Annotated in this window: 24 protein-coding genes, 1 pseudogene and 1 riboswitch; of the genes and pseudogenes, 11 read left to right on the top strand and 14 right to left on the bottom strand. The window is 73.2% G+C overall.

The genetic code is table 11. The features are described from left to right. Window positions 1-180: 180 nt before the first annotated feature. The 3 genes and pseudogenes from IEZ10_RS19625 to IEZ10_RS19610 form a co-directional block, all read right to left on the bottom strand. Window positions 181-3,099, bottom strand: a complete 2,919-nt coding sequence (locus IEZ10_RS19625) for an ATP-dependent RNA helicase (RefSeq protein WP_229811428.1) — start codon at window positions 3,097-3,099, stop codon at window positions 181-183. A gap of 228 nt (window positions 3,100-3,327) precedes the next feature. Further along, a pseudogene (locus IEZ10_RS19615) lies at window positions 3,328-3,438 on the bottom strand (CGNR zinc finger domain-containing protein); the annotation flags it as partial. Window positions 3,439-3,453: 15 nt separating this feature from the next. Then, window positions 3,454-4,284, bottom strand: coding sequence for an undecaprenyl-diphosphate phosphatase (locus IEZ10_RS19610; protein WP_229811426.1), 831 nt, complete (start codon window positions 4,282-4,284; stop codon window positions 3,454-3,456). Window positions 4,285-4,509: 225 nt separating this feature from the next. On the opposite strand from IEZ10_RS19610, the gene IEZ10_RS19605 reads away from it, so the two are divergent. Further along, window positions 4,510-5,001: a SigE family RNA polymerase sigma factor gene (locus tag IEZ10_RS19605; RefSeq protein WP_189247947.1), complete on the top strand. Its 492-nt coding sequence runs from the start codon at window positions 4,510-4,512 to the stop codon at window positions 4,999-5,001. Then, window positions 4,998-5,918, top strand: a complete 921-nt coding sequence (locus IEZ10_RS19600) for a hypothetical protein (protein ID WP_189247946.1) — start codon at window positions 4,998-5,000, stop codon at window positions 5,916-5,918. The genes IEZ10_RS19605 and IEZ10_RS19600 overlap by 4 nt, the downstream gene beginning before the upstream one ends. Window positions 5,919-6,116: 198 nt before the next feature. On the opposite strand, the gene IEZ10_RS19595 is transcribed toward IEZ10_RS19600, so the two are convergent. The 3 genes from IEZ10_RS19595 to IEZ10_RS19585 all read right to left on the bottom strand — a co-directional run bounded on the left by IEZ10_RS19595 (window position 6,117) and on the right by IEZ10_RS19585 (window position 11,381). Beyond that, window positions 6,117-7,619 (bottom strand): M28 family metallopeptidase, encoded by a 1,503-nt coding sequence (locus IEZ10_RS19595; protein ID WP_229811425.1) that lies wholly within the window; start codon window positions 7,617-7,619, stop codon window positions 6,117-6,119. Window positions 7,620-7,838: 219 nt separating this feature from the next. Continuing rightward, entirely contained in the window at window positions 7,839-9,407 is a 1,569-nt protein-coding gene (locus tag IEZ10_RS19590) for a M28 family metallopeptidase (protein ID WP_189247945.1), read from the bottom strand. Window positions 9,408-9,515: 108 nt separating this feature from the next. Then, a complete protein-coding gene (locus IEZ10_RS19585; protein WP_229811424.1) occupies window positions 9,516-11,381 on the bottom strand; it encodes a M28 family metallopeptidase in 1,866 nt (621 codons plus the stop codon). A gap of 268 nt (window positions 11,382-11,649) precedes the next feature. Here IEZ10_RS19585 and IEZ10_RS19580 point away from each other — a divergent pair, with 268 nt between their 5' ends. Beyond that, entirely contained in the window at window positions 11,650-11,835 is a 186-nt protein-coding gene (locus IEZ10_RS19580; RefSeq protein WP_179820086.1) for a PspC domain-containing protein, read from the top strand. 45 nt (window positions 11,836-11,880) lie between these two features. Then, complete coding sequence (lipB, locus tag IEZ10_RS19575) at window positions 11,881-12,531, top strand: lipoyl(octanoyl) transferase LipB (RefSeq protein ID WP_189247944.1); 651 nt, start codon at window positions 11,881-11,883, stop codon at window positions 12,529-12,531. Window positions 12,532-12,653: 122 nt separating this feature from the next. Here the strand turns inward: lipB and IEZ10_RS19570 are convergent, their stop codons facing one another. The 3 genes from IEZ10_RS19570 to IEZ10_RS19560 are packed head-to-tail and all read right to left on the bottom strand — an operon-like array spanning window position 12,654 to window position 14,643. Next, window positions 12,654-13,283 carry an HAD-IA family hydrolase gene (locus IEZ10_RS19570; RefSeq protein ID WP_189247943.1) on the bottom strand — a complete coding sequence of 210 codons (630 nt, stop codon included), beginning with the start codon at window positions 13,281-13,283 and terminating at the stop codon, window positions 12,654-12,656. Then, on the bottom strand, window positions 13,219-13,938 hold the full coding sequence (locus IEZ10_RS19565) for a thymidylate synthase family protein (RefSeq protein WP_189247942.1): 720 nt from the start codon (window positions 13,936-13,938) through the stop codon (window positions 13,219-13,221). Before IEZ10_RS19565 ends, IEZ10_RS19570 begins: the two co-directional genes overlap by 65 nt. Beyond that, on the bottom strand, window positions 13,939-14,643 hold the full coding sequence (locus IEZ10_RS19560; protein WP_229811423.1) for a hypothetical protein: 705 nt from the start codon (window positions 14,641-14,643) through the stop codon (window positions 13,939-13,941). A gap of 500 nt (window positions 14,644-15,143) precedes the next feature. Between IEZ10_RS19560 and IEZ10_RS19555 the strand changes: the two genes are divergently transcribed. Next, window positions 15,144-16,109, top strand: a complete 966-nt coding sequence (locus IEZ10_RS19555; RefSeq protein WP_189247940.1) for an anti-sigma factor RsbA family regulatory protein — start codon at window positions 15,144-15,146, stop codon at window positions 16,107-16,109. On the opposite strand, the gene IEZ10_RS19550 is transcribed toward IEZ10_RS19555, so the two are convergent. Next, entirely contained in the window at window positions 15,993-16,526 is a 534-nt protein-coding gene (locus IEZ10_RS19550) for an STAS domain-containing protein (protein WP_189247939.1), read from the bottom strand. The genes IEZ10_RS19555 and IEZ10_RS19550 overlap by 117 nt on opposite strands. A 377-nt stretch (window positions 16,527-16,903) precedes the next feature. After that, entirely contained in the window at window positions 16,904-17,749 is an 846-nt protein-coding gene (locus IEZ10_RS19540; protein WP_189247938.1) for an MBL fold metallo-hydrolase, read from the bottom strand. 254 nt (window positions 17,750-18,003) lie between these two features. Between IEZ10_RS19540 and IEZ10_RS19535 the strand changes: the two genes are divergently transcribed. Then, window positions 18,004-18,807, top strand: coding sequence for an SAM-dependent methyltransferase (locus IEZ10_RS19535; RefSeq protein ID WP_189247937.1), 804 nt, complete (start codon window positions 18,004-18,006; stop codon window positions 18,805-18,807). A gap of 88 nt (window positions 18,808-18,895) precedes the next feature. Further along, a riboswitch (ZMP/ZTP riboswitch) is annotated at window positions 18,896-18,978 on the top strand. A gap of 12 nt (window positions 18,979-18,990) precedes the next feature. Next, window positions 18,991-19,971, top strand: a complete 981-nt coding sequence (locus IEZ10_RS19530) for a bifunctional 5,10-methylenetetrahydrofolate dehydrogenase/5,10-methenyltetrahydrofolate cyclohydrolase (protein ID WP_189247936.1) — start codon at window positions 18,991-18,993, stop codon at window positions 19,969-19,971. A gap of 46 nt (window positions 19,972-20,017) precedes the next feature. Here the strand turns inward: IEZ10_RS19530 and IEZ10_RS19525 are convergent, their stop codons facing one another. Further along, window positions 20,018-20,377, bottom strand: a complete 360-nt coding sequence (locus IEZ10_RS19525; RefSeq protein ID WP_179820064.1) for a DUF1801 domain-containing protein — start codon at window positions 20,375-20,377, stop codon at window positions 20,018-20,020. A 162-nt stretch (window positions 20,378-20,539) separates the two neighbouring features. Continuing rightward, window positions 20,540-21,109, bottom strand: a complete 570-nt coding sequence (locus IEZ10_RS19520; RefSeq protein WP_189247935.1) for a flavoprotein — start codon at window positions 21,107-21,109, stop codon at window positions 20,540-20,542. 342 nt (window positions 21,110-21,451) lie between these two features. Here IEZ10_RS19520 and IEZ10_RS19515 point away from each other — a divergent pair, with 342 nt between their 5' ends. The 3 genes from IEZ10_RS19515 to IEZ10_RS19505 all read left to right on the top strand — a co-directional run bounded on the left by IEZ10_RS19515 (window position 21,452) and on the right by IEZ10_RS19505 (window position 23,413). After that, entirely contained in the window at window positions 21,452-22,282 is an 831-nt protein-coding gene (locus IEZ10_RS19515; RefSeq protein ID WP_229811422.1) for a GNAT family N-acetyltransferase, read from the top strand. A 40-nt stretch (window positions 22,283-22,322) separates the two neighbouring features. Next, complete coding sequence (locus tag IEZ10_RS19510; RefSeq protein ID WP_189247934.1) at window positions 22,323-22,955, top strand: LysE family translocator; 633 nt, start codon at window positions 22,323-22,325, stop codon at window positions 22,953-22,955. 215 nt (window positions 22,956-23,170) lie between these two features. After that, window positions 23,171-23,413 carry a cell division protein SepF gene (locus IEZ10_RS19505; protein WP_189247933.1) on the top strand — a complete coding sequence of 81 codons (243 nt, stop codon included), beginning with the start codon at window positions 23,171-23,173 and terminating at the stop codon, window positions 23,411-23,413. Window positions 23,414-23,533: 120 nt separating this feature from the next. Here the strand turns inward: IEZ10_RS19505 and IEZ10_RS19500 are convergent, their stop codons facing one another. Beyond that, on the bottom strand, window positions 23,534-23,752 hold the full coding sequence (locus IEZ10_RS19500) for a hypothetical protein (RefSeq protein ID WP_189247932.1): 219 nt from the start codon (window positions 23,750-23,752) through the stop codon (window positions 23,534-23,536). Between the two features lie 143 nt (window positions 23,753-23,895). Here IEZ10_RS19500 and epsC point away from each other — a divergent pair, with 143 nt between their 5' ends. Beyond that, window positions 23,896-24,729: a serine O-acetyltransferase EpsC gene (epsC, locus tag IEZ10_RS19495; protein WP_229811421.1), complete on the top strand. Its 834-nt coding sequence runs from the start codon at window positions 23,896-23,898 to the stop codon at window positions 24,727-24,729. Window positions 24,730-24,744 lie beyond the last annotated feature (15 nt).

Below are 24,744 nucleotides of genomic sequence, written 5' to 3'. Positions count from 1 at the left end.
CGCGCTGAATCCCGCCTCCGCGAACGAGTGATCGCGCCGAGAACGGCGCACCGCGCGTCCGGCGAGGCGTCCCACCGGGTCGCCGTCCGTGGAATCCCTCACGGTCCCGGCGCTCCGAAAGACGATTCCGGGACGACCCCGAACCGTTTCCCCGGACTCTTGAACCGGCCCCGCGACTCCTCAGCGCCGCGGGTTGGCGCGGCGGGTGGCGACCGCCGACAGGGGGTCCTCCGGCCAGGGGTGCCGGGGATAACGGCCCCGCAGCTCCGCCCGGACCGCGCGGTAGCCCTCGCGCCAGAACGTGGCCAGGTCGGCGGTGACGGCCGCGGGCCGGCCCGCTGGGGACAGCAGGTGCACCACCAGCGGCACCCCGGCGATCCGCGGGGCCTCGTCCCAGCCGAACAGCTCCTGCAGCTTGGCCGCCAGGACCGGCCGGTCGCCGGAGTAGTCGATCCTGATCCGCGAGCCGCTGGGCACCTCGATCCGCTCGGGGGCGACTTCCGACAGCCGGGCGTGCCACGGGACGAGGCGGTGCAGCGCGGCGACCACGTCGATGCGCTCCAGGTCGGCGCGGCGGCGGGCGCGTGACAGTTCCGGCTCCAGCCACCGCTCGGCCGCCTCGACGAGGGCGTCGTCGTCCGTCGCGGGCCAGGGGTCGCCGAGCGCGCGGCGGCAGAAGGCCAGGCGTTCGCGCAGCGCGACGGCCTCGGACGTCCAGCGCAGGAGCGAGAGCCCCTCGGCCCGCAGGCCCGCGAGTACGGCGGGCCGGACGTCGGCGTCGCGCAGCGGGACCGACGACAGTTCGACGGCGCCCAGGCGCTCCACCCGGCGCGCCGAGACGTCGCCGCGCCGCTCACCCGGCGGGACCCGCCAGACGACCTCCTCGGCGGCGTCGTACAGGGACGCGGCGGCCAGCCGGGCGGTCTCCTCGTCGATCACGACGGCCTGTCTGATCCGCGCCGCCGCCGATCCCGCCGGCCGGTCGGCCACCGCGATCGCCAGCCACTCCGCGTCGCCCAGCCGCGACCCGGCGGACGGCTCCGCGGCCGTCCCCGACGCCATCAGGTACGCCCCGCCGCGCCGCCGGGCCACCCGCTCCGGGTAGGCCAGCGCCACCGTCAGCCCGGCCACGGCGTCGTCGGACCCGAGCCCGCCGGTCCCGGGCCGGCCGCCTGCGGCTCCGCCGGTCCCGGAGCGGCCGCCCGCGGTTCCGCCGGTCCCGGAGCGGCCGCCCACGGCTCCGCCGGTCCCGGAGCGGCCGGACGCGGGGCCGCCGGTCCCGGAGCCGTCGTCTCCGGAACGCCGGGTCCCGGGGCGGCCCGCCGACCCCGGAGCGGACCCGTCACGCCCGGCGTCCTCCCGGGGGACGGCGCGAGCCAGGCGGGCGGCCTCCCCGCGCCAGCGGGCCGGGAAGCCGTCCCCTGGCCCGTTCCCGCCCCGCCTGGCGGACCGCCAGATCGCCACCAGGTCGTCGCCGGCGTCCCGGGGCAGCGGCTCCGACAGCAGCGCCACCACCTCCGCGGCCCCGGGACCCGCGTCGACCAGGGCGCGGGCCAGGCGGGGGTGGACCCCGGCGGCGGCCATCAGACGGCCCCGCCCGGTGACCCGGCCGCCCGAAGCGTCAAGGGCGCCCAGGGCGAGCAGGGTCCGCCGGGCGGCGTCCATCGCGGCCGGCGGAGGCGGGTCGAGCAGGGCGAGCCCGGCGGCCTCGGGGTCGCCCCAGCAGGCGGCCTGGAGGGCGAAGCCGGTCAGGTCGGCCAGGGAGATCTCGGGCCGCGCGTACTCGGGCAGGCGGTCGTGCTCGGCCTGCGACCAGCACCGGTACACCGTCCCCGGCGCCTCGCGGCCCGCCCGCCCGGCGCGCTGGACCGCCGAGGCCCGGGATGCGCGGACCGTGGTGAGCGAGCCGAGGCCGCGGGCGTGGTCGGTGCGGGGCTCGCGGGCCAGGCCCGAGTCGACCACGACCCGGACGCCGGGCACGGTCAGGCTGGACTCGGCGACCGAGGTGGCGAGCACGACCCGCCGCCCCCGGCCGGGGGAGAGCACGGCGTCCTGGACGCGGGCCGGGGCCTGCCCGTGGACCTGGAGGATCTCCGCGCCCCCGGTGTCACCGCCGAGCAGCGCGGCGACCCTGCCGATCTCGCCGACCCCCGGCAGGAAGCACAGCACGTCCCCCTCCCGTTCGGCCAGGGCGCGCCGTACGACGGCGGCGACGTGGGACAGGAACGCCGGGTCCACCCGCAGGCCGCGCGGTGGCGTCACCGGACCGGAGGGAGGCGCCCAGACGGGGGTGACGGGGTGCGCCTCACCGGAGGCGCGCACGACCGGCGCCGCGTCACCGTCCCCGTCACCTGACGCACCCGTGCCGTACGGCGAGCCCGGTGCCGCGCCGGGCGAGGCGCCGGACACCGTGTCGGACGACGCGCCGGATGACGCACCGGGCACTGTGCCGGACGACGCGCCGGACACCGTGTCGGACGACGCGCCGCCGTACGGTGGGGCGCCCGAGCCGAGCAGCCGGGCCCACGGCCCCGCGTCGGCGGTGGCGGAGGCGGCGACGATCCGCAGGTCGGGACGGAGGGTGGCGCGAACGTCGAGGAGGAAGGCCAGGGCGGTGTCGGCGTCCAGATGGCGCTCGTGGCACTCATCCAGCAGGACGGTGCCGACGCCGGCCAGCTCGGGGTCGCGTTGCAGCCGCTGGAGCAGAACCCCGGTGGTGACGACCTCGACGATCGTGTCCGGTCCGGCCCTGCGCTCGCCCCGTACGGAGAACCCGACCTCCGCGCCCACCTGGGAGTCCAGCATCCAGGCCATCCGGCGGGCCGCCGCCCGCGCCGCCATCCGGCGGGGCTCGGCGACGATCACCCGTCCCGGTTTCCGCACCCGCACCCGTCCTCGGCCGGGACCCGGTTCACCGGTGAGCCCGGTGGGCCCGGTGAGATCGGCGGTCCCGGCGAGTCCGGCCAGCGCGAGCGGGACGAGCGTGGTCTTGCCCGTGCCGGGTGGCGCGGCGAGCACGGCGACGCCGCGCTCGTCCAGGGCCGCGAGCAGTTCGGGCAGGACGTGGCGGACGGGCAGGTCGAAGCGGTCGGGACGCACCCGTCCAGTCTTCCCGATCCGGACGACCGCGCCGTCCGCGGTCCGTGCCGTCCACCGCCTGTGCCGTCCGCGGTCCGTGCCGTCCACCGCCTGTGCCGTCCGCGGTCCGTGCCGTCCACCGCCTGTGCCGTCCGCGGTCCGTGCCGTCCGCCGCCTGTGCCGTCCGTCGTCCGTGCCGTCCCTGTCGGCGGCACCCGGAAAGATCGCGGTCAGCCGGTGTGGACGGCGTCAGGCCGGTCTGTGGCGCCGGTAGTGGCGGGCGACGCGGGCGCGGTTACCGCAGCGGGCCGCCGAACACCAGCGGCGGCGCGGATGGGAGGGCAGGAACAGCATCACGCAGTCGTCGGCCGCGGCCTACGCCATGGGGTTGAGGACGTCGAAGGAGACCAGGGCGATGATGACGATGCCCAGGATGATCCGGTAGACCACGAAGCCGGTGAAGCGGTGGGTGCTGATGTACTTCAGGAACCACGCCACCGCGGCGTAGCCGACGACGAACGAGATCACCGTGGCCAGGATGGTCGGCCCCCACTCGGGCGCCCGGCCGTCGCCGATCTTGAACAGCTCCAGGAAACCGGAGCCCAGCACGGCGGGGATGGCCAGCAGGAAGGAGTACCTGGCGGCCTCCTCCCGGCGGTAGTCGAGCACCAGGCCGGCGCTGATCGTGCCGCCGGAGCGGGAGACGCCCGGGATCAGGGCCAGCGACTGGGCGAAGCCGTACACCAGGGCGTGGGTGAGGCTGAGGTTCTTCTGCAGCGTGAGCTTGTTGCGGGCGGTGCGGTCGGCCAGCCACAGGACCGCGCCGAAGACGATCAGGGTGGTGCCGATCAGACGCAGGTCGCGGAAGACCGTCTCGATGCTGTCCTTGAACAGCAGGCCCAGAACGACGATCGGGATCGTGCCGGCGATGACGTACCAGCCCATCCGCGCCGCGTGGTGGGATCGCAGGTCGGGCCGCCACAGCGACCGGACCCAGGTGGAGATGATCTCCCAGATGTCCTTGCGGAAATAGATCACCACCGCGGCCTCGGTGCCGAGCTGGATCACCGCCGTGAACGCCGCGCCCGGGTCCTGCCAGCCCAGGAGCGCCGAGACGACCCTGATGTGGGCACTGGAGGAGATCGGCAGAAACTCCGTCAGCCCCTGTACGAGTCCGAGGACCACCGCTTCGAACCAGCCGATCAACTTGGTGCCTTTCGTCCCGGCGTGTGCGTGCCGTAGGCGAGGCTAGCGGAGCGCGGAGGCCCCCGTGACCGGGTCGCCGCCGAGGAGCCGCGTGGGCCGCCTCACGGAACCCGCGGGCCGCCGTCACGGGATCGGGCGGAAAGGCGGGAAATCGCGCGGAATCGCTGTCATCCGTACGGCGGGCCCAGGCGGTAGTGATCGGCGGAGCTTCGCACTGGAGGCAGGATGACAGAGTTCGCGGAGTACGTCGCGCAACGCCACGAGAGGTTGCGGAGAACGGCGTATCTCCTCACCCGGGACTGGGCGACCGCCGAGGACCTGGTGCAGACGGCGCTGGCCAGGGCCTGGCTGGCCTGGCGGCGGATCGACGGGGACCCCGATCCGTACGTGTACCGGATCATCGCGAACACGCACGCCTCCTGGTGGCGGCGGCGCTGGCGGGGCGAGGTCCCGACCGGGGACCTCCCGGACCGGGCGGACGCCGGGGACTTCACCGACGAGGTCGGCGACCGGGACGCGCTGTGGGCCGCGATCGGCGCGCTGTCCGCCCGCCAGCGGGCGGTGGTCGTCCTGCACTACTACGAGGGGATGACCCTCTCCCAGGTGGCCGGTGTGCTCGGCTGCTCGCTGGGGGCGGTCAAGAGCCAGCTCGGCAGGGCCCTCGCGAGGCTCAGAGTGGATCAGCGGGTTCGGATGACGATGGGAGCGGAGCGATGACCTACACCGAGCACGATCTGCGGGAACTGCTCGACGAGCGCGGCGCGGGCGGCAGCGGGGGCGCCGCCCGGCTGGAGGAGATCCTGCGCCGGGGCCGGGCCGTCCGGCGCAGGCGCAGGCTGGCGGGCGCGGCCGGGGCGTTCCTGGCCTCCGGCGCGGTGGCGGCTGCGGTGGCGGTGCCGTTCTCGCTGCCCGGGGGATCCGGCGGCGGGGACACGGTGACCGCCGCCCGGTCCATGACGCCTGTGGCCGCGCCCGCGGAGGGATCGGTGACGGGACCGGTGGAGAGGCCCACGGAGAGGCCGGTGCCGCCGCCTACGGAGAGGCCGGCGGCGCGGCCGACAGAGAGGCCCGCCCCGAGACCCACCGACGGCACGAAGGCACGCCCCGTGCCCCGCCCGCCCGAGCCGGGCAAGGACCTTCCCGCGTCCCTGAAGGACATGGACCGCAGGAAGGTGACGCTGATCGGAGGGTACCGGTCGAAGACGACGGGCACGCCCTACACCCTGAGGTTCACACCGACCAGCCGGTACACGGGGCTCAGATTCGTCTGCGCCGAGCCCGGCACGAGGCTCGTCGTCTTCGTGCCGGGGGGGTCGTTCAACGCTCCATGCCCCCACGCGGGATCTCGGCAGGTGAAGGACAAGGCGTTGTTCACGCAGCACAGCCCGGAATCGGCCGGTCCGGCCTGGGTGGGGCGGGAACAGACCCACACCATCTGGGTGGTTCCTCCCGGCGCCCGCCGGATCAGCTTCGCCGAGGCGAAGCGTCGGGGGTGCGCGCCGCGGGACGACAGGGGGGTCCGGTGCGGCGACGGATATCTCGTGCCGGAGTTCGGTTCCTCGAAGGAGCTGATCGAGCTCCGGAAGCGGCCCGGCCGCTGGGCGGTGGGCGTCTACGACCGGCCCGCGTCCTGACCCGCGCCGCGGTGTCCCCGCCGCACCCGGGACGCCGCGCCGGGGACACCGGCTGTACGGGCTCCCGCCGCGACGGGGCTCGGCGACGACGGCCCGTACTGCGCCGGAGACCCCTCCGTACGGCTCCCGCCACGGGGCGGGAGCCGTACGGAGGGGTCCCGCGGGGACTCATCGGGTCCCCGCGGGCGCTGGCGGGTTCTAGCGGGTGATCTTCACGTCGTCGATGCCGGCCTCGACGAGCGAGGCGGTGGAGGCGTCGGCGGCCTCGACGAGGATGCGGATGGTCTGCCCGGCGTAGGAGGAGATGTCCGCCTCGGCCGCGGCCCAGGCGCCGTTGCGGTTGGCCGCCGCGCCGAGCTGCTGGAAGACCTGGGTGGTGGTGGAGCCGACGACCTTGACGCGCAGGTAGTCGGCGCTGGAGGAGTTGGAGCCGTGCGCGAGGTACCACGAGAAGCCCAGCTTGAGCGGGCCGCCCGACGGCAGCGTGATCGGCGGTGACTGCACGGTGGTGGTGCCGCCGTCGATGTCGTAGTCACCGGCCGCGGCCCCTGCCAGGCGTCCGGTGACCAGGTCGTTGGTGCCGCTGACCGTGGTGCCGAGCTGCTTGGCGCCGCTGGAGGTGGTGGCCTGGGGGACGCCGCGCTCCCACTGGCCGAGGGTGGCGGTGTCGGTGCCGGCCGGGTTGACGGTCCAGCCGGTCGCCGTCTCGAAGGTGTCGGAGTGGACCGTCACCGGCGGGGTGGCGGTGGCGATCGTCCACACGGCGTAGGCGATCGCGTCGGCGTTGCGGTTCAGCGCGGTGTCGTTGACGTTGGAGGTGGTGTCGCACGAGCGGTGGTAGCAGGAGTCGAACGCCGCGCCCGCCGTACCGCCCCACAGGCTCGCCTGGGTGCTCGACTTGATGCCCTCGGCCCCGGTGAACGTGCCGCCCGCCGGGATGCCCACGGCGATGAACGGCCCGTAGTCGGAGCGTCCGTCGAAGTCGGTGCCCCGGGTCGGCACGCCGATCGAGGCGAAGTAGGCGGCGAGCGTCGCCTCCAGCTGCGCCGAGCCGGCCGGGCCGGGGCCCGAGCCCACGCCGTCGGAGTTGTCTCCGTCGTAGATGAAGTAGCCGGGGTTGGGAGAGCCCACCATGTCGAAGTTCAGGTAGCCCTTGATCTTGGACCGTTCGGTGGACGGCAGGTTGTTCACGTAGTACTGCGAGCCGCGCAGGCCCAGCTCCTCGGCGCCCCACCAGGCGAAGCGCAGGTGCTTGGACGGCGCCAGGGACTGGCGGGAGACCTCCAGCGCGGTCTCCAGGATGGCGGCGCTGCCGGAGCCGTTGTCGTTGATGCCGGGTCCGGCGGTCACGCTGTCGAGGTGCGCGCCGACCATGAGGATGTCGTTGGGGTCGCCGCCGGGCCAGTCGGCGATGACGTTGTAGCCGGTCGCCCCGTTGTAGCTGAACGACTGCAGGGTGGTGGTGAAGCCCGCGCCGTCCAGGAGGTTCTTGACGTAGTTGGCCGAGGCGAGATAGCCGGGGCGGCCGTGGGCGCGGTTGCCGCCGTTGGCGGTGGCGATGGACTGGAGCTGGGTGAGGTGGGCCTTGACGTTCGTCAGCGAGATGTCCGGCGGGGCGGCCGCCGAGACGGCCGGCGCGGTGATCGCCAGCGGGATGGCCAGGATCGCTGCCGTCCCGATGCTCCACAGTCTGCGCATCATGCTCCTCGGGTTGGGAGGTGAGGGGATCCCCCGATCGGCGCGCGCCTTCGTGGGGCGCGCGCCGTACAACCTGGTGGTGCGCCGGTGCGCCGCGGAGGCGGCGCGTGCGGTGTGGTCCGGTGCGCCGCGGACGCGGTGCGGATGCGGTGCGTGTGGTGCCGGTGTGGTCGGTCGCGCCGCGCCGCGGACATGGTGCGCGGCGCGGCCGGGCGGGGCGGGCTAGCTCGCCGCGCCGTGCGCCGGGATCCGCGCCGGGGCGGCGGACCTGGCCAGGGCGGCGGCGTTCCGGTCGGGGATGCCGGTCAGGTCGTAGGCGTAGCGAGCGGTCGCGTAGCCGATGGCCTTGGCGTTGCGGTCGAGGGCGGCGGCGTTGATGTTGGTGATGGTGTCGCACACGTCGTGGTAGCAGGGGTCGTACGGCGCGCCGGCCGTGCCTCCGAAGAGGGCGGCCTCCTCGGCGGTCTTGATCCCCTCGGCGCCGGTGAAGATGCCGCCGGACGGGATGCCGTTGGCGATGAACGCGCCGTAGTCGGAGCGGCCGTCGAAGTCGGTCCCCTTGAACGGCAGGCCGCGCTTGCCGTAGTACCGCTCGAAGACCTTCTCGATCCCGGCGGAGCCGTCCGGGCCGGGGCCCGAGCCCTCGGCGTCGGAGTCGTCGCCGTCGTAGAGGAAGGTGACGTCGTTCGGCGAGGCCACCATGTCGAAGTTGAGGTAGAGCCGGATCCGGTCCCGCTCGGCCTGCGACAGGCCCGCGACGTACTGGTCGGAGCCGAGCAGGCCCAGCTCCTCGCCGGCCCACCAGGCGAACCGCAGCCGGTTCTTGGTGGGCAGGTGCGCCATCTTCAGCGCGGTCTCCAGGATGGCGGCGCTGCCGGAGCCGTTGTCGTTGATGCCGGGGCCCTCGGGGACGCTGTCGAGGTGGGCGCCGGCCATCACGACCTCGCCGGCGGCGCCGAGCCGGGACTCGGCGATGAGGTTCTTGGCGTGGCCGACCGTGGTCTTGGCGTCCACCTTCAGGTGGACGACCGTGCCCGGGCTGTCGGCCAGGTCGAGGCCGACGGCGGTGCTCGCGATGACGACGGGGAAGCCGAAGCGCCACTCGCGGATGTCGAACTCGAACGGGTCGGTACGGCCCGGCTGGCCCTCGTTGAAGAAGATGACGCCGGCCGCGCCCGCGGCCTTCGCGTTGAGGGCCTTGTCGATGAACGCGCAGGTGCCGCGCTGGATGAGGGCGATCCGGCCGGGGACGAAGCCGGTGAAGTCGGAGCTCTCGCAGCCCGCGGTGGAGGTGTTGGGGACGGGGGCGGGCGGGACGACCGGGTCGACGACCTGGATCTGCGCGGTGACGTCCCCGCCGCCGGAGGGGGTCACGGTGACGAAGTCGGTGGGGTTGGCGTACGTCTTCGCGTCGGGGGAGACCTGCTGCAGGACCGAGGGGGAGAACTCCTCCCACTTGACGGGGAACTCGACGTCGGTGGTGGAGACCTTGTATCCGGCCCGGGTCACCTTGTCCCTGATGTAGGCGAGCGAGGCGTCGTAGCCGGGTGTTCCCACGGCGCGGGTGCCGCCGTTGGCGTCGGCGATGGACTGCAACGCGTCGAGATGCTTCTTGACGTTCTTGCCCTTGACCAGGTGGGCCAGGGCCTCCGCCAGGACGTCGGAGACGCCGGTCGCGGCGGGTGCGGCGGTCCCGGCCGTCGCGGCGGGCGCCGCGAGGGCGAGGGGGAGGGCGACTGCCGTGACCAGGGTGGCCGCCCTGACCATGCCGCGGCGTGACGTAAGGCGCATTGCGCTCCTCGGAAGGTGGAACGTGGAAGGTCCCCCGTGCGTACTAAGGCGGAACGTACCGTTATAAGTGGCCCGCGCCTAGATCCTCCCGAGCGGGGATGCGAAAAGTTATGGGGTGCCCCGGGACGCCGCGGTACGGTCCGCGCCGGGACCCGCCCCGATCCCGCTGTACGGCTCGCGCGCCAGGACACCGTCCGGCTCCGGAGCGCGGTTCGCTTCCGCGGCGGAGAGCACGCCCCCGGTACGGCTCCCGCCCGGCCCGGTGGGAGGCGTGCCGGGAGCCTCACGGGAGCCGGCCGGGGCCCCGGTGATCCTGACGTCGTCGATGCCGGCCTCGATGAGCGATGGGGTGGCGTTGTCCGCAGCCTCGATGAGGATGCGGATGGTCTGCCCGGCGAAGTCGGAGATGTCCGCGTGGGCGGTGTTCCAGACGCCGTCGCGGTTGGTGGGCTCGCCGAGCCGTTCGAACACCCGGCGCGTGGTGCGGCCGACGACCTTGACGCGCAGGTGGTCGGCGTCGGTGGCGGTGGCCGCGTGCGCGAGGTACCAGGAGAAGGACAGCTTCAGCGGGCCGCCGGCCGGCAGCGTGATGGGCGGCGACTCGATGCTCGTCCTGCCCCCGTCGACGTCGTCGGCCCCCGCCGACGGTCCGGCCCGCCGCCCGGTGACCAGGTCGTTGACGCCGCTGGTCGTCCTGCCGAGCTGCTTGGGCCCCTGGTAGGAGGTGGCCTCGGGGCGGCCGCGCTCCCACCGGCCGCCGGTGGCGGTGTCGGTGCCGGCGGGGTCGGTGATCCAGTCGGTGGCCGACTCGAACCTGTCCTGCCAGACGACCCCCGGGGCGGAGGCCACGGAGGACGCCCACACCAGATGGGCGATCGCGTTCGCGTTGCGGTTCAGCGCGGTGTCGTCGATGTTGGAGACGGTGTCACACGCCTGGTGGTAGCAGGGGTCGAACGGCCTGCCCGCCGTACCGCCCCACATCTGGGCCTGGGCCACGTTCTTGATGTCCTCCGCCCCGCTGAAGATACCGCCGACCGGAATGCCGACGGCGAGGAACGAGCCGTGGTCGGACCGGGCGTTCAGTGGGGTGTCCTGCACGAACACGCCGATCGAGGCGTAGTAGGACTTGAAGGCCCTCTCCAGCTCGGCGGAGCCCTCCGGGGGCGTGATCACATTGGCGCCGGTGCCGTTGTCGCCGTCGTAGACGAAGTAGCCGACGTTGGGTGAGGCGATCATGTCGAAGTTGACGTACGCCTTGATCTTCTTCCGTTCGCTCACCGGAAGGTCGTTCACGTAGTGCGCGGAGCCGCGTAGGCCCAGCTCCTCGGCTCCCCACCAGGCGAAGCGCAGGTGCCGGGAGGGCTTCAGGCCCTGGCGGGACATCTCCAGCGCCACCTCCAGGAGAGCGGCGCTGCCGGAGCCGTTGTCGTCGATGCCCGGCCCGGCGGTCACGCTGTCGAGGTGCGCGCCGACCATGAAGACGTTGTCGGGGTCGCCGCCGGGCCAGTCGGCGATGACGTTGTAGCCGGTCAGGCCACCGTAGGTGAACGGCTGCAGGACGGTGACGAACCCGGCGCCGTCAAGGAGGTTCTTGACGTAGTTCGCCGAGGCGAGGAAACCGGGGCTGCCATGGGCGCGGTTGCCGCCGTTGGCGTCGGCGATGGCCTGGAACCGGGCCAGGTGCGCCTTGATGTTCGCCAGCGAGAGAGGCGGCGCGGGGAGCGGGGCCGCCGTCGGCGGGGTGAACGTCGGCGCGGCGACGTCCAGGCGGGCCGGCGGGAGCGTCGGAGCCGGCGGCGGGACGGCCAGGGGAGCTGCGACCGGGGTGGTGGCCGGGGTGGCCTGTGGGGACGCGGGGGGCGTGGCGACCGGCGGCACCACCGGCGGGACGGCCGCCGAAACGGCCGGTGCGACGAGCACCAGGGGCACGGTGAGGATCGCCGCCGTTCCGGCGGCCAGGTGGTTGCGCATCATGCTCCTCGGATCGGAAAGGGACGTGCGGGGTACTCCGAGGGGCGCGCACCCCCGTAAACCGTAAGCGGCGTAAAACCCCGAGGCGGGCCTGACGCGCCGGTCGGGAATGCGAAGGCGGGAATGGGTTTTACCAGGTGAAGCGGGGCGTGGCCGGGAAAGGCGGGACCGGTGCGACCCTGTCAGGGTTTTCTCAGGGTCACGCGGGGAACGTGGACGTCCCGGGCCCTCGTTGGACGGGGTGAAGACGACGACTCGGAAAGAGGAAGAAATGCACCGTTCGGCAAACCACAAGATCATCGCCGGTGTCTGCGGCGGGATCGCGGACAGCCTCGGCGTGCCGCCCACCCTCGTCCGGGTGCTGTGGCTGATCCTCTCGCTCCTCCCCGGGCCGATGTGGATCGCCTACGTCCTGCTGTGGATCTTCATGCCGAAGGCCCCCTCCGCCCGCTACTAGAGGCCGCCCGCCACCGGTACCCGCCGGGGAAAATATGCTGGGGACATGAGGCAACGTCCCCTGTCGCTGATCCAGGACGAGCTGGTCGAGTACGAGAAGGCCATGGAGCGGATGACCGACATGGTCGGTCAACGGCAGCGCGACGAGCGCCCCGACACCCTCTGGCTCCTCAGCCACCCGCAGGTGTACACCGTCGGCAAGCGCACGCTCCAGGAGCACCTGCCCGACCCGTCCCACGGCATCCCGGTCGTGAGCACGGGCCGCGGTGGGCAGCTCACCTACCACGGCCCGGGCCAGCTCGTCGGCTACCTGATCGTCAAGCTCGACGAGACCGAGAGGATCGTCGACTACGTCCGGGAGGTCGAGCTGCGCCTCGTCCGCGCGCTCGGGGCGCTCGGCGCCCCGGCCGAGCGCCGCGACACCCCGCCCGGCTCCGAGCTGCTCACCGGGGTGTGGACCGTCGCGACCGGCCGGAAGATCGTCTCGATCGGCATGCGGCAGAGCCGCGGCGTGACCAGCCACGGGTTCGCCCTCAACGTCGAGGGCGACCTGTCCCCGTGGAACTGGGCGGTGCCGTGCGGCATGCCGGAGGTCGACATGACCTCCCTGAGCCGCGAGATCGGCGCCCCGGCCGACATGGACCGGGTCCGGGCCGCGGTCGCCGAGGCGTTCGAGGCGTCCCCCGAACCGGCCTGACGCCGTTCCCGGCGGATCCCCGGGCGCCCGGAACGGCCGGCCCGGTCCGGGCGGAGGGACCGGTCCCGCCCGGGTGATGCGGCCGGTTCAGGCCGGTTCGGGCCGGTCCGTACGGCGCCGGTTCAGACGGCTCCGAGGTGGGAGACGGTCCGGTGGACCGGGACGCCCGGGACGCCCGCCGCCCCGGTGCGGTTCACCCAGCAGAAGTCCACCCCGGCGGCCCGCGCGCAGGCGCCGTCGCTCGCCGGGGAGTCGCCGACCATCAGCGCGTCGTCGGCCTTGGCCTCCAGCAGGCCGAGGGTGTGGTGCAGCAGGTCGCCGTCGGGCTTGCGCATGCCCACCTCGGGCGCGATCACCACGTGCCGGAAGAACCCCCCGATCCGGGTACGGCGCAGCTTGGCCCGCTGGACGTCGGCGAGGCCGTCGGTCACCAGGGCCAGCGGGAACCGCCGCGCCAGCCGCCGCAGGGCGGCACGGGCCTCGGGGAACAGGGCCACGTGCCGCCCGAGCGCGTCCTCGAAAGCCGTCGCGACCCCGCCGGGGGCGCCCAGCCGGGCCCAGCGCTCCAGCCGGAGCTCCGCCAGCGTGATCAGATGCTCGCGGTAGGCCGCCCAGAGCGGCTCGTTGACGGCGTGGAAGGCCGCCAGGAACTCGGCGTGGTCCATCCGGAAGAACCGGCGGCGGACCTCAGCCAGCGCGGCGCGCTCCGTCCGGGCATAGTCGACCACCGTCCCGTCCAGGTCGACCAGCATGACCAGGTGCCGACCCGCCCTCGCCGAGCCCATCGCGCTCCGACAGCCGGAGGATCTCCTCGACCGCCGCCGCGTCCACCGCGTAGATGTGCGGAACGTCGACGAAGACCCTCATCGCCCCACAGTCCACTCCGAGGTCTTCGGCGACCTCGCCCTGGATACTACGCAGCGGCACGTAGTTCAGGTAGGAGGTGAGGGCGTTCTGTGACCGGAAGGCCGCGGTCATCGCCAGTCGCCCCTCGCGGAGCCGGAAGGCGAGGCTGGTCAGGCAGGGCACCGCGTCCGGCGGCTCGCCGGGGGCGGTCAGGGAGATCCAGGCGCTCTTGGTGTACGGCTTGGCGCGCAGCACGCCGGCCGCCCAGCGGAGCTGGTCGACGCCGAGGAACTGCCGGAGCCGGCCGCCGTAGCTGTACTTGAACGGCGGGATCACCGTGCGCTCACTGAACTTCCGGGAGTACGGCGGGATCTTCCGGGCGTCGCCGTAGGAGCGCAGGATCGGGTCGTCCCAGCCGAGGCCGGTGATCTCGAACAGCGCCGGCGGCGCCTCGAAGATCGGGCCGCGGTCGTCCTCGGCGGGCAGGCCGTGGCGCCGCACGTGGCGCATCAGCCAGATCCACGTCTCCCCACAAGACGCGAATCTGAGGTAGTCGGGCATTCAGGTCTCCACGTTGGGGAAATGGTAGGGGTTGTGGGGAAGCCTGCGGCGGCGGGAGACGTTCGCGCGGACGTAGTAGATGAAGTAGTGGATCAGCGCGATCAGCCCGATGACCACGATGAGCAGCCCCGGGTTGGGGTCGGCGCCCACCAGGCCGAGCACGCCGACCGCCATGTAGACGCCGTTGACCACGGCGAGCATCATCACGTTGACGCCCGGCCAGGCGAGCGGCGCGTACGTCTCGGGGTAGCGGGGGTCCACCGGCAGGTTGGGGGTCCAGCCCAGCGCGGACAGGTGGTCCTTGAGCTGGACGACGTAGAGCAGGCGGAAGTTGTTGATGGCGCGGGCGGTCCGCATGTGGGCGTTCACGGCCTCGATCAGCCGCAGGAACGGCAGCATGTTCAGCAGCCCGAACGCGGTGACCATCGCGAACAGGTAGCCCGGCACGCCGTCCCACGAGGTCAGCGCCCGCGGGTCGATCACCTTCGTGCTGGCCAGCGCGATCGCGGCGGCGAACGGCGCCGACAGGAGGCTCATGGAGAGCCGGGTCATCTTGAGCCGTTCGTCCTTGGCGGAGAGGTAGACGTTGTAGGTCCCGGTGAAGTCGACGGCCACGAGCTGGAGGAAGTCCTTCGGCTCCACGGGCAGGTCGTCCAGCCTCTCGGGCAACGACTCCGCGGTCATGCGCGGCACCATTTTTCGCATCGGGACCCACTTTCGCGAAGTAGTGGACCGTCCCTGGTGACACGATTTTGACGCACCTGTCAGTGCGGTGCGCAGGGTTTCGCGACATCGTTCGAGAAGTTATCTTTTCTCGGCGTTTTTCCTGCTCTTTATTGCTGATTCGGCCGGCCGCTCCGGCCGCTCCGGCTGCTCCGGCTGCTCCGATCGCGTTCCCGCCTTGTGTCCCGCCCGCTCACACCGCGCCCGTACCGCGCCCGCGCCCCGGCGCGCGGAGCCGCGCGGCAATCGCCCGCCGGGCCGTACGACCCGGCCCACGCGTCCGGCCTGCGGCAGGTGTGCGTCCCCGCGAACGGGGCACCAGAACGCGAGGACCGTCGTTTCGGAACTCCGGCTCGGGGGCCGGGGGCCGGGACGTCGCCGGAGCCCGCCGTTCCGGCGGCGCGCGCCGTTCGGCGGTCCTCCGTGGCCGCGGCACCGCGCCTCCGGTCCGCCGCGGCCCCGCACGGACGGGGTGGGAGCCGATGGACGTCGCCGGAACACACACGCTCACGAGGGCCGCCAGGGCGTCAGGACTGCGCCACGAGCTCTACCCCTACTCCGGGGAGGCGCAGTTCCTCTCCGGAGCGCTGTCCTTCATCGAGGACGCGCTGGCGGCCGACGAGGTCGTACTGGTCTCCGTACCGGAGCGGAGGGAGCGGGTCCTGCGCGCGGCGCTTCCCGCCCCCGACCCGCGCGTGGTGTTCATGGACACCTCCGGACTGGGCCGCAACCCCGCCCGGCTCGTCCCCGCCTGGCAGCGGTGGACCGCCGAGTGGGCGGGGAAGGGGCGGCCGGTGCGCGGCATCGGCGAGGTCGGCTGGGACGGGCGGAGCGCCGCGGAGACCACCGAGCTGCGCTACCACGAGTGGCTGCTCAACGTGGCGTTCACCGCCTCGCCGGCCTGGTGGCTGCTGTGCCCCTGCGACACCGCCGCGATCGGCGCCGGGACCCTGCGGGAGATCACCCGGTGCCACCCGTTCATGCTTGAGGAGGGCGTCCACCGCGGGTACGCGGCCTACACCGCCGAGCCCTTCGCCTGGGACGAGCTCGAACCCGCCCCCGGCCCCTTCGAGGAGTTCTCCTACGGCCGGGGGGACCTCGCCGCGGTCCGTGACGCGGTCGCCGCCCGCGCCGTGCCGTGCGGGCTTCGGGGAGAGCGGCTGAGGGAGACCCTCGTCGCGGTCACCGAGGCGGCCACCAACAGCGTCGTCCACGGGGGCGGGCACGGCACCCTCCGCGTCTGGGCGTGGCGGGGCACGTTCGTGTGCGAGTTCCGCGACGAGGGGGTGATGACCGACCCCATGGCCGGTCGCAGGCTCCCCGAGGCCAGGTCACTGGGCGGCCGGGGCCTCTGGCTGGTCCACCAGCTGTGCGACCTGGTCCAGATCCGGTCCGCCCCAGGGGCCGGGACGGTCGTCCGCCTGCACATCGACCTCGACCCGTCCTGATCCCGGCCATGCCGGACCGGAGGCCCGATCCGCCTCCGTGCCCGCTGCCGTCCCGGGACGCCCCATGGCCTCCGCCGCGGAGGCCGCCGTCTCGAAGTAGGGCAGCAGGCCGGTGATCCTCAGCATGTGGAGCAGGGCACTGGACGCGCCCGCCAGCACCATGCGGGTCCCGGTCTCCTGGCTCCGGCGCATGCCCCACAGCAGCCCGGCCAGCCCGGTGGAGTCGCAGAAGGTGAGCCCGCTCAGGTCGAGGACGAGCAGCTCCGGCGGTCCGGTGTCACGGTCCAAAGCCCGGGACAGCTCTCGCTGGAACACCGGGACGCAGTCGTAGTCGAGCTCACCGGCGGCGCGGATGACGATGACGGCGCCGTACGAGTCCGATGAGATGAGGAGCGTCGTCGCGCCTTCGGATGACATCAGGGGGCTCCTTAGACCCGCGGTTCACAGGGCGGGTACTCCATCCGTCCTACCAGGTATGCGGCCTCCGGGGCGGGATATGACCGCATTTCGCGGCGATTCCCTCCCGTCCGCCGTCGCCGGGGGCGCCGGCCGTGCCACCGGGCCGGCTCCGGGTCCGGGTTCGTCTCCGGTCCGAACTCCGGCTCCGCTTCCGTCTCCGGTCCCGTTTCCGTTTTCGATCCCGGTCCCGGTCCCGGTCCCGTTTCCGTTTCCGTTTTCGGCCCCGATCTCGGTTCCGGCCCCGATCTCGGTTCCGGCCCCGATCTCGGTTCCGGCCCCGATCTCGGTTCCGGTTCCGATCTCGGTTCCGGTTCCGGTTCCGGTTCAGGGTTCGGTCACGGTGCCGCCCGCGGTTTCGGCGGCGGCCCGTCCGGGCTGTCGTCCAGGGCGAAGCGGAGATAGCGCTCCGCGGAGCGGCGCACGGCCGCGGCGCCGTCGGTGCGGACGACCCGTTTCCACCACCCGCCGTAGACGCGGTCGAAGCCGTACGGCGCGAGCAGCGACAGGGCCCGGCGGACCGTGCGGGGACGCTCGGGGATGAGGTTCGGGTAGCTGTACATGAAGCTCACCCAGCGGCGGTCGGGCACCACCTGGAGAATGTCGCCGGAGAACAGCGCGCCCCGGCCGTCCTCGCCGTCACGCCGGTGCATCACCTGCCCGCCGTCGAAGTGCACTCCCGCGTTGATCAGTGTGAGGCCCTCGGCGATCTCGTGCGTGTCGCCGTCCCAGAAGACGACCGACTCGTCGGGGCGGGCCACCCACCGCCGGTCGGCCGAGTGGATGTGGATCGGGGCGTCGAACACGTGGGCCCACTCCACCATCGTGCCGTAGAAGTGCGGATGGCTGATCGCGATGGCGTCGATCCCGCCCAGCTCGTTCACCTGCCTGATCAGGTCGTCGTCCAGGTGGGTGACCATGTCCCACAGCACGTTGCCCGACGGGGTGCGCACCAGCAGCGCCCGCTGCCCGATGGCCGTGGCCGGGTCGGTGCCCACCCCGAACACGCCCGGCCCCTCCTCCGCGACCACGGACCGGTGCCCGGTCTCGCGCAGCTCCCGCAGGGACGTCCAGCGCTGCCCCTCCCAGCCGACGTACTGCCGCTCGTCCTCGCAGATCGGGCAGTCGTCACGCGACTCGCCGTACTGGACCCCGCAGGTCACGCAGATCGGCAGATCGTTCACGTCGCGCCTCCTCCTCCGGCTCGCCGATGGATCTTCACCGTGGCGGGGGCCTTCCAAACCGGGGCCGGCCCCTTCCCGGGCGAGTCGGCCCTCCCGGGAGGAGCGGTCCCGGCGGCTCGCCGTACGGTCCCCCCGCCGGTCGGTGTCCGTTTCGGACACCTCATGGGAGAAATGTGAGGTGTTCTCGGTTTCGGCCCGTCACGGCCACTTGGCTCCTTTAGGATCGGCGGAAACGCGTGAGGGTGGGATGAAACGTGAACACTGTGCCTGAAGGGATCGATCCGGCGGTTCCGAGTGTTGCCCGGATCTACGACTACCTCCTGGGCGGCAAGGACAACTTCGCCTCCGACCGCGCCGCGGCCGAGAAGCTCATCGAGATCACGCCGAACGCCCGGGAAGGGGTACAGGCCAACCGGCGTTTCCTGCGCAGGGCCGTACGATTCATGGCGGAGAGCGGGATCCGGCAGTTCCTCGACATCGGCGCGGGCCTGCCCACGCAGGAGAATGTGCACCAGGTGGCGCAGAAGGCGGCGCCCGACTCCCGCACGGTCTACGTCGACAACGACGCCATCGTGCTCACCCACGGGCGGGCGCTGCTGGCCGACGACCAGCGGACCATCGTCGTGGACGGCGACCTCAGGGAGCCCGAAACCATCCTCGACGACCCCCGCGTCACCAAGCACCTCGACTTCACCCGGCCGGTGGGCGTCCTCCTGCTCGCCGTCCTGCACTTCGTCCCCGACGACGACCTCGCCGAGCGGATCGTCGCGACGCTGCGCGACCGGCTCGTCCCCGGCAGCGCCGTGGCGATCAGCCACCTGTCCTTCGGGGACCTCGACGAGAACACCGTCCGCCAGGGACGCGAGCTGTACACCCGGACCGCCGCCGGCTCCCCGATGCCCCGAACCCACGCGCAGATCCTGCGCTTCTTCGACGGCTTCGAACTGGTGGAGCCCGGCCTGACGTCGACCGAGGACTGGCGGCCCGACGCGGACGAACCCCGCCTCCCCAAGATGCCCGGCGTCGACGGCTACAGCGCGGTCGGGCTGCTGCGCTGACGGACGCGCCGCCACGTCCGGCCGGTGGTGCGGGCCTGTCAGCGGCGCGGGCCCGCCGGTGGCGCGGAAGGGGAACGATCGGGCATCCTGGAGGTCAAGCGACTGGCGGCACGGGGATGGCGTCAACCATCGGGGAGCTCGTCGTGGGGGTCGACCGCCTGGGCACCCACTCCGAGGAGACACATGTCCCAGCCTCCGCGTGGTGACCTCGCGTCCACACCCGCCTCTTCCAGCCCTTCCGGTCCTTCCGAAGCCTCCGGCGACGCCGCGGCCACCGCGCGGCTCCTTCCCGGCGGCCCGGTGGCCGAGCGGATCCTCGCCGAGGTGGCCGAACGGGTGGCCGCCCTGATCAGGCAAGGTGTCACGCCCGCCCTGGCGACGGTCCTCGTCGGTGACGACGACGCCAGCGCCGGATACATCCGCATCAAGCAGCGTCAGGCGGCCGAGCTCGGCTTCGCGTCTCCGCACGCCCACCTGCCCGCGGACGCGACCCAGGCCGACCTGCACGCCGTCATCGAATCCTTCAACGCCGACCCGGCGGTGCACGGGCTGCTCGTGCAGTACCCCGTCCCAGGGCACCTGGACTACGATCGGGCGCTGATGGCCGTGGATCCGGACAAGGACGTCGACGGCATGCACCCGCTCAACATGGGACGGCTCGCGCTCGGGCTGCCCGGCCCGCTGCCCTGCACCCCGGCGGGCATCGAGGAACTCCTCGCCCACCACGGCATCCCGGTGTCCGGCCGGGAGGTGGTCATCCTCGGCCGGGGCGCGACCCTCGGACGTCCCCTGGCGATCCTGCTCGGGCAGAAGCGGCCCACGGCCAACGCGGCCGTCACGGTGGTGCACACCGGGGTGCCCGACTGGCCGCGCTACACCCGGCGCGCCGACATCCTGGTCGCCGCCGCCGGGGTTCCGGGCATCATCCGGCCCGAGCACGTCAAGCCGGGCGCGGTCGTGATCGGCGGCGGCGTGCGGTACGCCGGGCGCCGCCTGCTGCCCGACGTGGACGAGTCCTGCGCCCGGGTGGCCGGCGCCATCACCCCCAGGGTCGGCGGCGTCGGTCCCACGACCGTCGCCATGCTGTTCCGCAACGCGGTCGCGGCGGCGGAACGCGCCGCGGCCGCCGCGAACGGCTCCGGGGACCGTACGGTCTCCGGCTGATCGGCCGTCCCGCCCGCGGCCACGGCCGCGGGCGCGGGCGGACCCCCTACTGGTCCATGATCTTGATCCAGTCGTTCACCAGCTTCTCAAGGGTCTCCCGGCCGGCCTCGACCTCGGCCATGGAGTGGAACTTGACGTAGGCCCTGCCCTTGGGGCCCGCCTCAAGCAGCCCGGTCTCGTCGCTGAGCAGCGACCCCTTGTGGAAGATCACCGGGACGTAGTTCTTCACCCGGGGGTTGAGGCTGGCCATGTCCTCCTTGTAGAAGAAGCTGGGGCCGCCCCACTTGATGTCTTCCTCGATGTCGGGGCTCACCTTGGCGATGATGTCCCTGACGGCCACGATCTCGGCCTTCATCGGGTGGTCGAGCTTGCTCAGGAAGTCGTCTACTTTCTTCGTGTCGCCCATGGTCGAACCGTATGCACGCGCGATGCGCCCGGCCACTTCTTCCGCGCGATTCTGGGGTCGCGTGTTCCGATTCAGGGGTTCGGGAACCGGTTCGGCGAAGGCGCGGGGCGCCCGCGCCGCGACCGCCGAACCGGCAAGCCTGTTCCGGGGCGGCCCCGGGTCTCAGGAACCGGCGACCTCGCCGGGCGCCTCACGGCGCAGCCGTCCGAGGGCGTCGAGAGCCCGCGCCCACGGCCGGTCCTCCGGGTCCCCGGCCCGGTCGTGGGCGGCCGGAGGGCCGGACCGGCCCTGCCCCGCCAGGATCGAGACGCCTTCGGCCCGCAGACTCTCGACGCTCCGGCGGAAGGGCGCCCGGGAGGCGAGGGCGTCGTTGACGAAGGGCAGCACGACCACCGGAATGCCCAGGCCCGGAGCCTCGGCGAGGAGGCCGAGGGCGTAGGTGTCGGCGATGCCCAGCGCGAACTTGTTGATCGTGTTGAAGGTGGCCGGGGCGACGATGATCGCGTCGGCTCGCGGCGGCTTGGGCTCGTCCGGCCTGCGGTAGCGGCTGCGGACCGGACGGCCCGTCTGCCGTTCCAGGGCGGGGACGTCGATGAAGTCCAGTGCGGGCGGGGTGGCGACGATCTGGACGGTCCAGCCCTCGTCCCGCGCGAGCCTGACGAGGCGGCCGACGTCGCCGGCCGCGCCGGAGGCGCACACGATGACGTACAGAACGCCGTTTCCCCAGGTCATGTGATGCTCCTTTGTGTTCATGGCGGCTGTGTTCATGGCGACGCTGCGCGTCGCGGCTCGGGGGCTCAAGCCCGGTGCCTTCCCTCGTCACTTCGTCGCTTCGCTCCTGCGTTCCTCGGTCCAGACACCGGCGCCCCCTCGCGGGCTCATGGCGACACTTCGTGTCGCGGCTCGGGGGCTCTTGCCCGGTGTCTTCCCTCGTCACTTCGTCGCTTCGCTCCTGCGTTCCTCAGTCCAGACACCGGCGCCCCCTCGCGGGTCCAGACACCGGCGGCCCCTCGCGGGTCCGGTCAGCGGCGAGCCCTCTGGGAGACTGGCACCGCGTGACGGGAGGAGACGAAGGTGCACGATGCCACGGACATGGAGACGCCTTCGCGGCGGGGGGCCGTTCCGGCCGGGTCCGCCTGGCGGATCGAGCGGTGCGCGGCGCTGGCCTGGCCCGCCGCGGTCACCGAGGAACATGAGGGCTGGCTGCTCCGGCACAGCTCGGGCGTGACGCGGCGGCGCTCCAACTCCGCGCTGCCGCCGCCCGCTCCGGTGCGTTCGATCGAGCACGTCGAGAGGTTCTACCGCGACCGCGGCGCCCCGGTCCGCGTCCAGATCAGCCCGGCCGAACATCACCGGGAGCTGGACGCCCGGCTGGCCGGCCTCGGCTACCGCGTCGAGAGCGGGGTCGCCGTCCTCACCGCGCGCACCGGGGACGTCGTCGCCGCCACGGCGCGGGCCACCGCGATACCCGCGGCCGAAGTACGGGCGGACGCGGCGCCGGCCGTACCGGTCGTCGAGGTGGCGGGCGACCCGGGCGGGTGGCTCGCCGTGTTCGCCGATCTGGACGGCCACTCCGACAGCGAGACCGTCGGCAGGGAGGTCATCTCGCGGATCGCCGGGCCCGCCGCCTTCCTGAGCGTCTCGCACGAGGGCCGGGCCGCCGCGATGGGGATGGTCGTCGCCGACTCCGGCTGGGCCGGTGTCTTCTGCATGGCCACCCGGCCGGACCTGCGGCGCCGGGGGCTGGCCGCCGCGGTCCTGGGGGCCGGTGCGCGCTGGGCGGCGGGGCAGGGCGCCGACCGGCTGTACCTGCAGGTGGAGAAGGACAACCTGGCGGCCCGCGCCCTCTACGAGCGGGTCGGTTTCACCTACTCGCACGGCTACCACTTCCGGACCTCCCCCTGACCCCGCTTCCGGGAGAGCCGGAGGCGATACCTTGCCGAACGTGGACGTTCAAGCATCGATCGCCTCATTCGCGGTCGTCGTGGGGTTCCTGACCATCACTCCCGGACTGGACACCGCGCTCATCCTGCGGACGTCGCTGCTCTCCGGCCGGGGGCACGCCTGGGCCGTCGCGCTGGGCATCCAGGCCGGGACGCTCCTGTGGGGCGCACTGGCCGGCGCCGGGCTCGCGGCCCTGCTGGCCGCATCCTCCCTCGCCTACGAGATCCTCCGCTGGGCCGGGGCCGCCTACCTCGTGTGGATGGGCGCCCGGATGCTCTGGCAGAGCCGCGGGAGCGGTGAGGAGGAGGCAGCGGAGGCGGAGCGACCCCGGGGCGGACGGTGGCAGGCGTTCCGCCGTGGCCTGCTGACGAATCTGCTGAACCCGAAGGTGGGGGTCTTCTACGTCGCGATGCTGCCCCAGTTCATGCCGCATGACGCGCCCCCCGCCCTGATGGGCACGCTGCTGGCGGGCGTCCACGTGGGCGAGGGGCTGCTGTGGAGCGCTCTGCTCATCGGCTTCACCGGCCTGGCGCGCGGCTGGCTGCGCCGGCCGTCGGTCCGCCGCGGCATCGACCGGCTCACCGGCCTCGTCGTCGTCGGCTTCGGCCTGCGACTGGCGGTCCAGCAGTCGTAGTCTCCGGATTCGGTGCTTTCCGGACCCATCCGCGCCCCGGCTTCGGCCAGGTCGCACTCGCCTTCTGACCGCGTTCCCGTGAACCGGCCCCCTCCGGCCGGGCCACGCCTCCGGGTGGTGCGACCCCCGGAAGACCTCGCGGACGCCGTGCGCCACGCCCGCCCGCCGCTTCCGGTGCGCCTTGACCGGGGTCACGAACAGGGCAGACTGGAGCGGTGATCAAGACGCTCCGTCCGCAGAACTACAACGAGGCGCTCCACGTCGGGCACTTCTTCCGTACGGGCACCCCGGTGGTGATGGACCTCACCGAGCTGCCGGACGCCGAAGCCAAACAGTTCGTCGACTTCGCCGCCGGCCTGGTGTTCGGCAGGAGAGGGGACATGGACCGGCTCTCGCCGAAGGTGTTCCTGCTGATGCCGGCCGGGATGGCCGCTCCCGCCCGCGACGGCGCCCGATAGGCGCCTGACCGGGGACGGCTTCCGGGCCGCGCACCGGGCCCCCTTCACCATGGCTTTCCCCGGGGAGCCCACCGGCCGCTCACCGCGATGTCTCCGGGGCGGCGGCCGGTGGACGCCGCCTCAGGGGTGACGCCTGTCGGCCTGTCGCATCTCCTGCTCGATGAGCAGCCTCGCGTCGGCGCCGCCGTACGTCTGGTGGAGCCGGGCGCCCCTCAGCAGGCTGGGCGGCATGGAGATCCGCCTGTGCCCGGGACGTCCCCTGGACCTGAGGACGTCGGCGGCCCAGATCACCGCCGCTCCGCCGATCAAGACGGCGAGGACCCACGTGAACGCGTTCATGCCATGTCCCTTCCGGGGGCAGGGGAACTGTGCGCCTTTGCAATCAACGGTAACTCCCGGCCCCGCCGGGCGCGCGCGGAGCCGCGGGCCCGGCGGGGACCGCGCCGTCACGCGGTCCGCACGCGGGAAGAACGGAGGCCGGGATGCGGGCACGCGTGAAGAAGCGAGCCGGATCCGGCGCCCCCGACGATGAGGTGATGTACCAGCCCCACCCGGCACATGGGTGCCCCGCCGAGCCGGCGCCGCGCGGAGACCGTCCGCGGGGGCTGCTGCGCACCCTGGAGGAGGACCTGCGGACGATCGTCGAGCGGGATCCGTCCATCCGCAACCGGCGGGAGGCGCTGCTGCACCCGGCGCTGCCGGCCATGTGGCTGCACCGGGTCGCCCACCGGCTGTACCGGCGCGACCGGCGGCTGGTCGCCCGGTCGCTGATGCTCCTGGCCCGCGGGTTCACCGGGGTGGAGATCCATCCCGGCGCGGTGCTCGGGCGCAGGGTGTTCGTCGACCACGGCTCGGCGGTGGTGATCGGGGAGACCGCCGTCGTGGGGGACGACGTGACCATTTACCACCAGGTGACGCTGGGCGCGGTCGGGTGGTGGCGCGACAACCGGCGGGCCGGCGGGGAACGGCGGCACCCGGTGATCGGCGACCGGGTGGTGCTGGGCGTCGGCGCGACCGTCCTCGGCCCGGTGCACGTGGGGGACGACGCCGTCATCGGGGCGCGGGCGCTCGTTCTCGGCGACGTCCCGGCCGGCGCGCGGGCCCTCGCCCCGGTCAGGGCCGTGTCACCGGGGCCGCCGGTGCCACGCCCCGACCATTCCCACGCCGAGGGCAGGCCCCTTGTCGGCGCCGGTGCCGCGCCCGCCGCAGAACGGCCGTCCCCACGCCGGGGGCAGGTCCCGCGACCGGCTCGTCCCGGCGCCGGTCACGCGCCGCAGGCACGCGGCGGGACGGGCGAAGCGGCCGGAATGACGTGACCGCGGCCGGATGAC

Source organism: Streptosporangium pseudovulgare (assembly GCF_014648055.1).
GTDB classification, from domain to species: domain Bacteria; phylum Actinomycetota; class Actinomycetes; order Streptosporangiales; family Streptosporangiaceae; genus Streptosporangium; species Streptosporangium pseudovulgare.
The sequence above is the reverse complement of the archived record's forward strand: the minus strand, read 5'-3'. Positions and strand labels throughout refer to the sequence as shown.

Excerpts from the sequence above, each read along its gene's own strand:
- IEZ10_RS19605 (WP_189247947.1), top strand. The coding sequence starts at position 4,510 with ATGACAGAGTTCGCGGAGTACGTCGCGCAACGCCACGAGAGGTTGCGG.
- IEZ10_RS19600 (WP_189247946.1), top strand. The coding sequence starts at position 4,998 with ATGACCTACACCGAGCACGATCTGCGGGAACTGCTCGACGAGCGCGGC.
- IEZ10_RS19595 (WP_229811425.1), bottom strand. The coding sequence starts at position 7,619 with ATGATGCGCAGACTGTGGAGCATCGGGACGGCAGCGATCCTGGCCATC.
- IEZ10_RS19590 (WP_189247945.1), bottom strand. The coding sequence starts at position 9,407 with ATGCGCCTTACGTCACGCCGCGGCATGGTCAGGGCGGCCACCCTGGTC.
- IEZ10_RS19585 (WP_229811424.1), bottom strand. The coding sequence starts at position 11,381 with ATGATGCGCAACCACCTGGCCGCCGGAACGGCGGCGATCCTCACCGTG.
- IEZ10_RS19580 (WP_179820086.1), top strand. The coding sequence starts at position 11,650 with ATGCACCGTTCGGCAAACCACAAGATCATCGCCGGTGTCTGCGGCGGG.
- lipB (WP_189247944.1), top strand. The coding sequence starts at position 11,881 with ATGAGGCAACGTCCCCTGTCGCTGATCCAGGACGAGCTGGTCGAGTAC.
- IEZ10_RS19570 (WP_189247943.1), bottom strand. The coding sequence starts at position 13,283 with ATGCTGGTCGACCTGGACGGGACGGTGGTCGACTATGCCCGGACGGAG.
- IEZ10_RS19565 (WP_189247942.1), bottom strand. The coding sequence starts at position 13,938 with ATGCCCGACTACCTCAGATTCGCGTCTTGTGGGGAGACGTGGATCTGG.
- IEZ10_RS19560 (WP_229811423.1), bottom strand. The coding sequence starts at position 14,643 with ATGCGAAAAATGGTGCCGCGCATGACCGCGGAGTCGTTGCCCGAGAGG.
- IEZ10_RS19555 (WP_189247940.1), top strand. The coding sequence starts at position 15,144 with ATGGACGTCGCCGGAACACACACGCTCACGAGGGCCGCCAGGGCGTCA.
- IEZ10_RS19550 (WP_189247939.1), bottom strand. The coding sequence starts at position 16,526 with ATGTCATCCGAAGGCGCGACGACGCTCCTCATCTCATCGGACTCGTAC.
- IEZ10_RS19530 (WP_189247936.1), top strand. The coding sequence starts at position 18,991 with ATGTCCCAGCCTCCGCGTGGTGACCTCGCGTCCACACCCGCCTCTTCC.
- IEZ10_RS19525 (WP_179820064.1), bottom strand. The coding sequence starts at position 20,377 with ATGGGCGACACGAAGAAAGTAGACGACTTCCTGAGCAAGCTCGACCAC.
- IEZ10_RS19520 (WP_189247935.1), bottom strand. The coding sequence starts at position 21,109 with ATGACCTGGGGAAACGGCGTTCTGTACGTCATCGTGTGCGCCTCCGGC.
- IEZ10_RS19500 (WP_189247932.1), bottom strand. The coding sequence starts at position 23,752 with ATGAACGCGTTCACGTGGGTCCTCGCCGTCTTGATCGGCGGAGCGGCG.
- epsC (WP_229811421.1), top strand. The coding sequence starts at position 23,896 with ATGCGGGCACGCGTGAAGAAGCGAGCCGGATCCGGCGCCCCCGACGAT.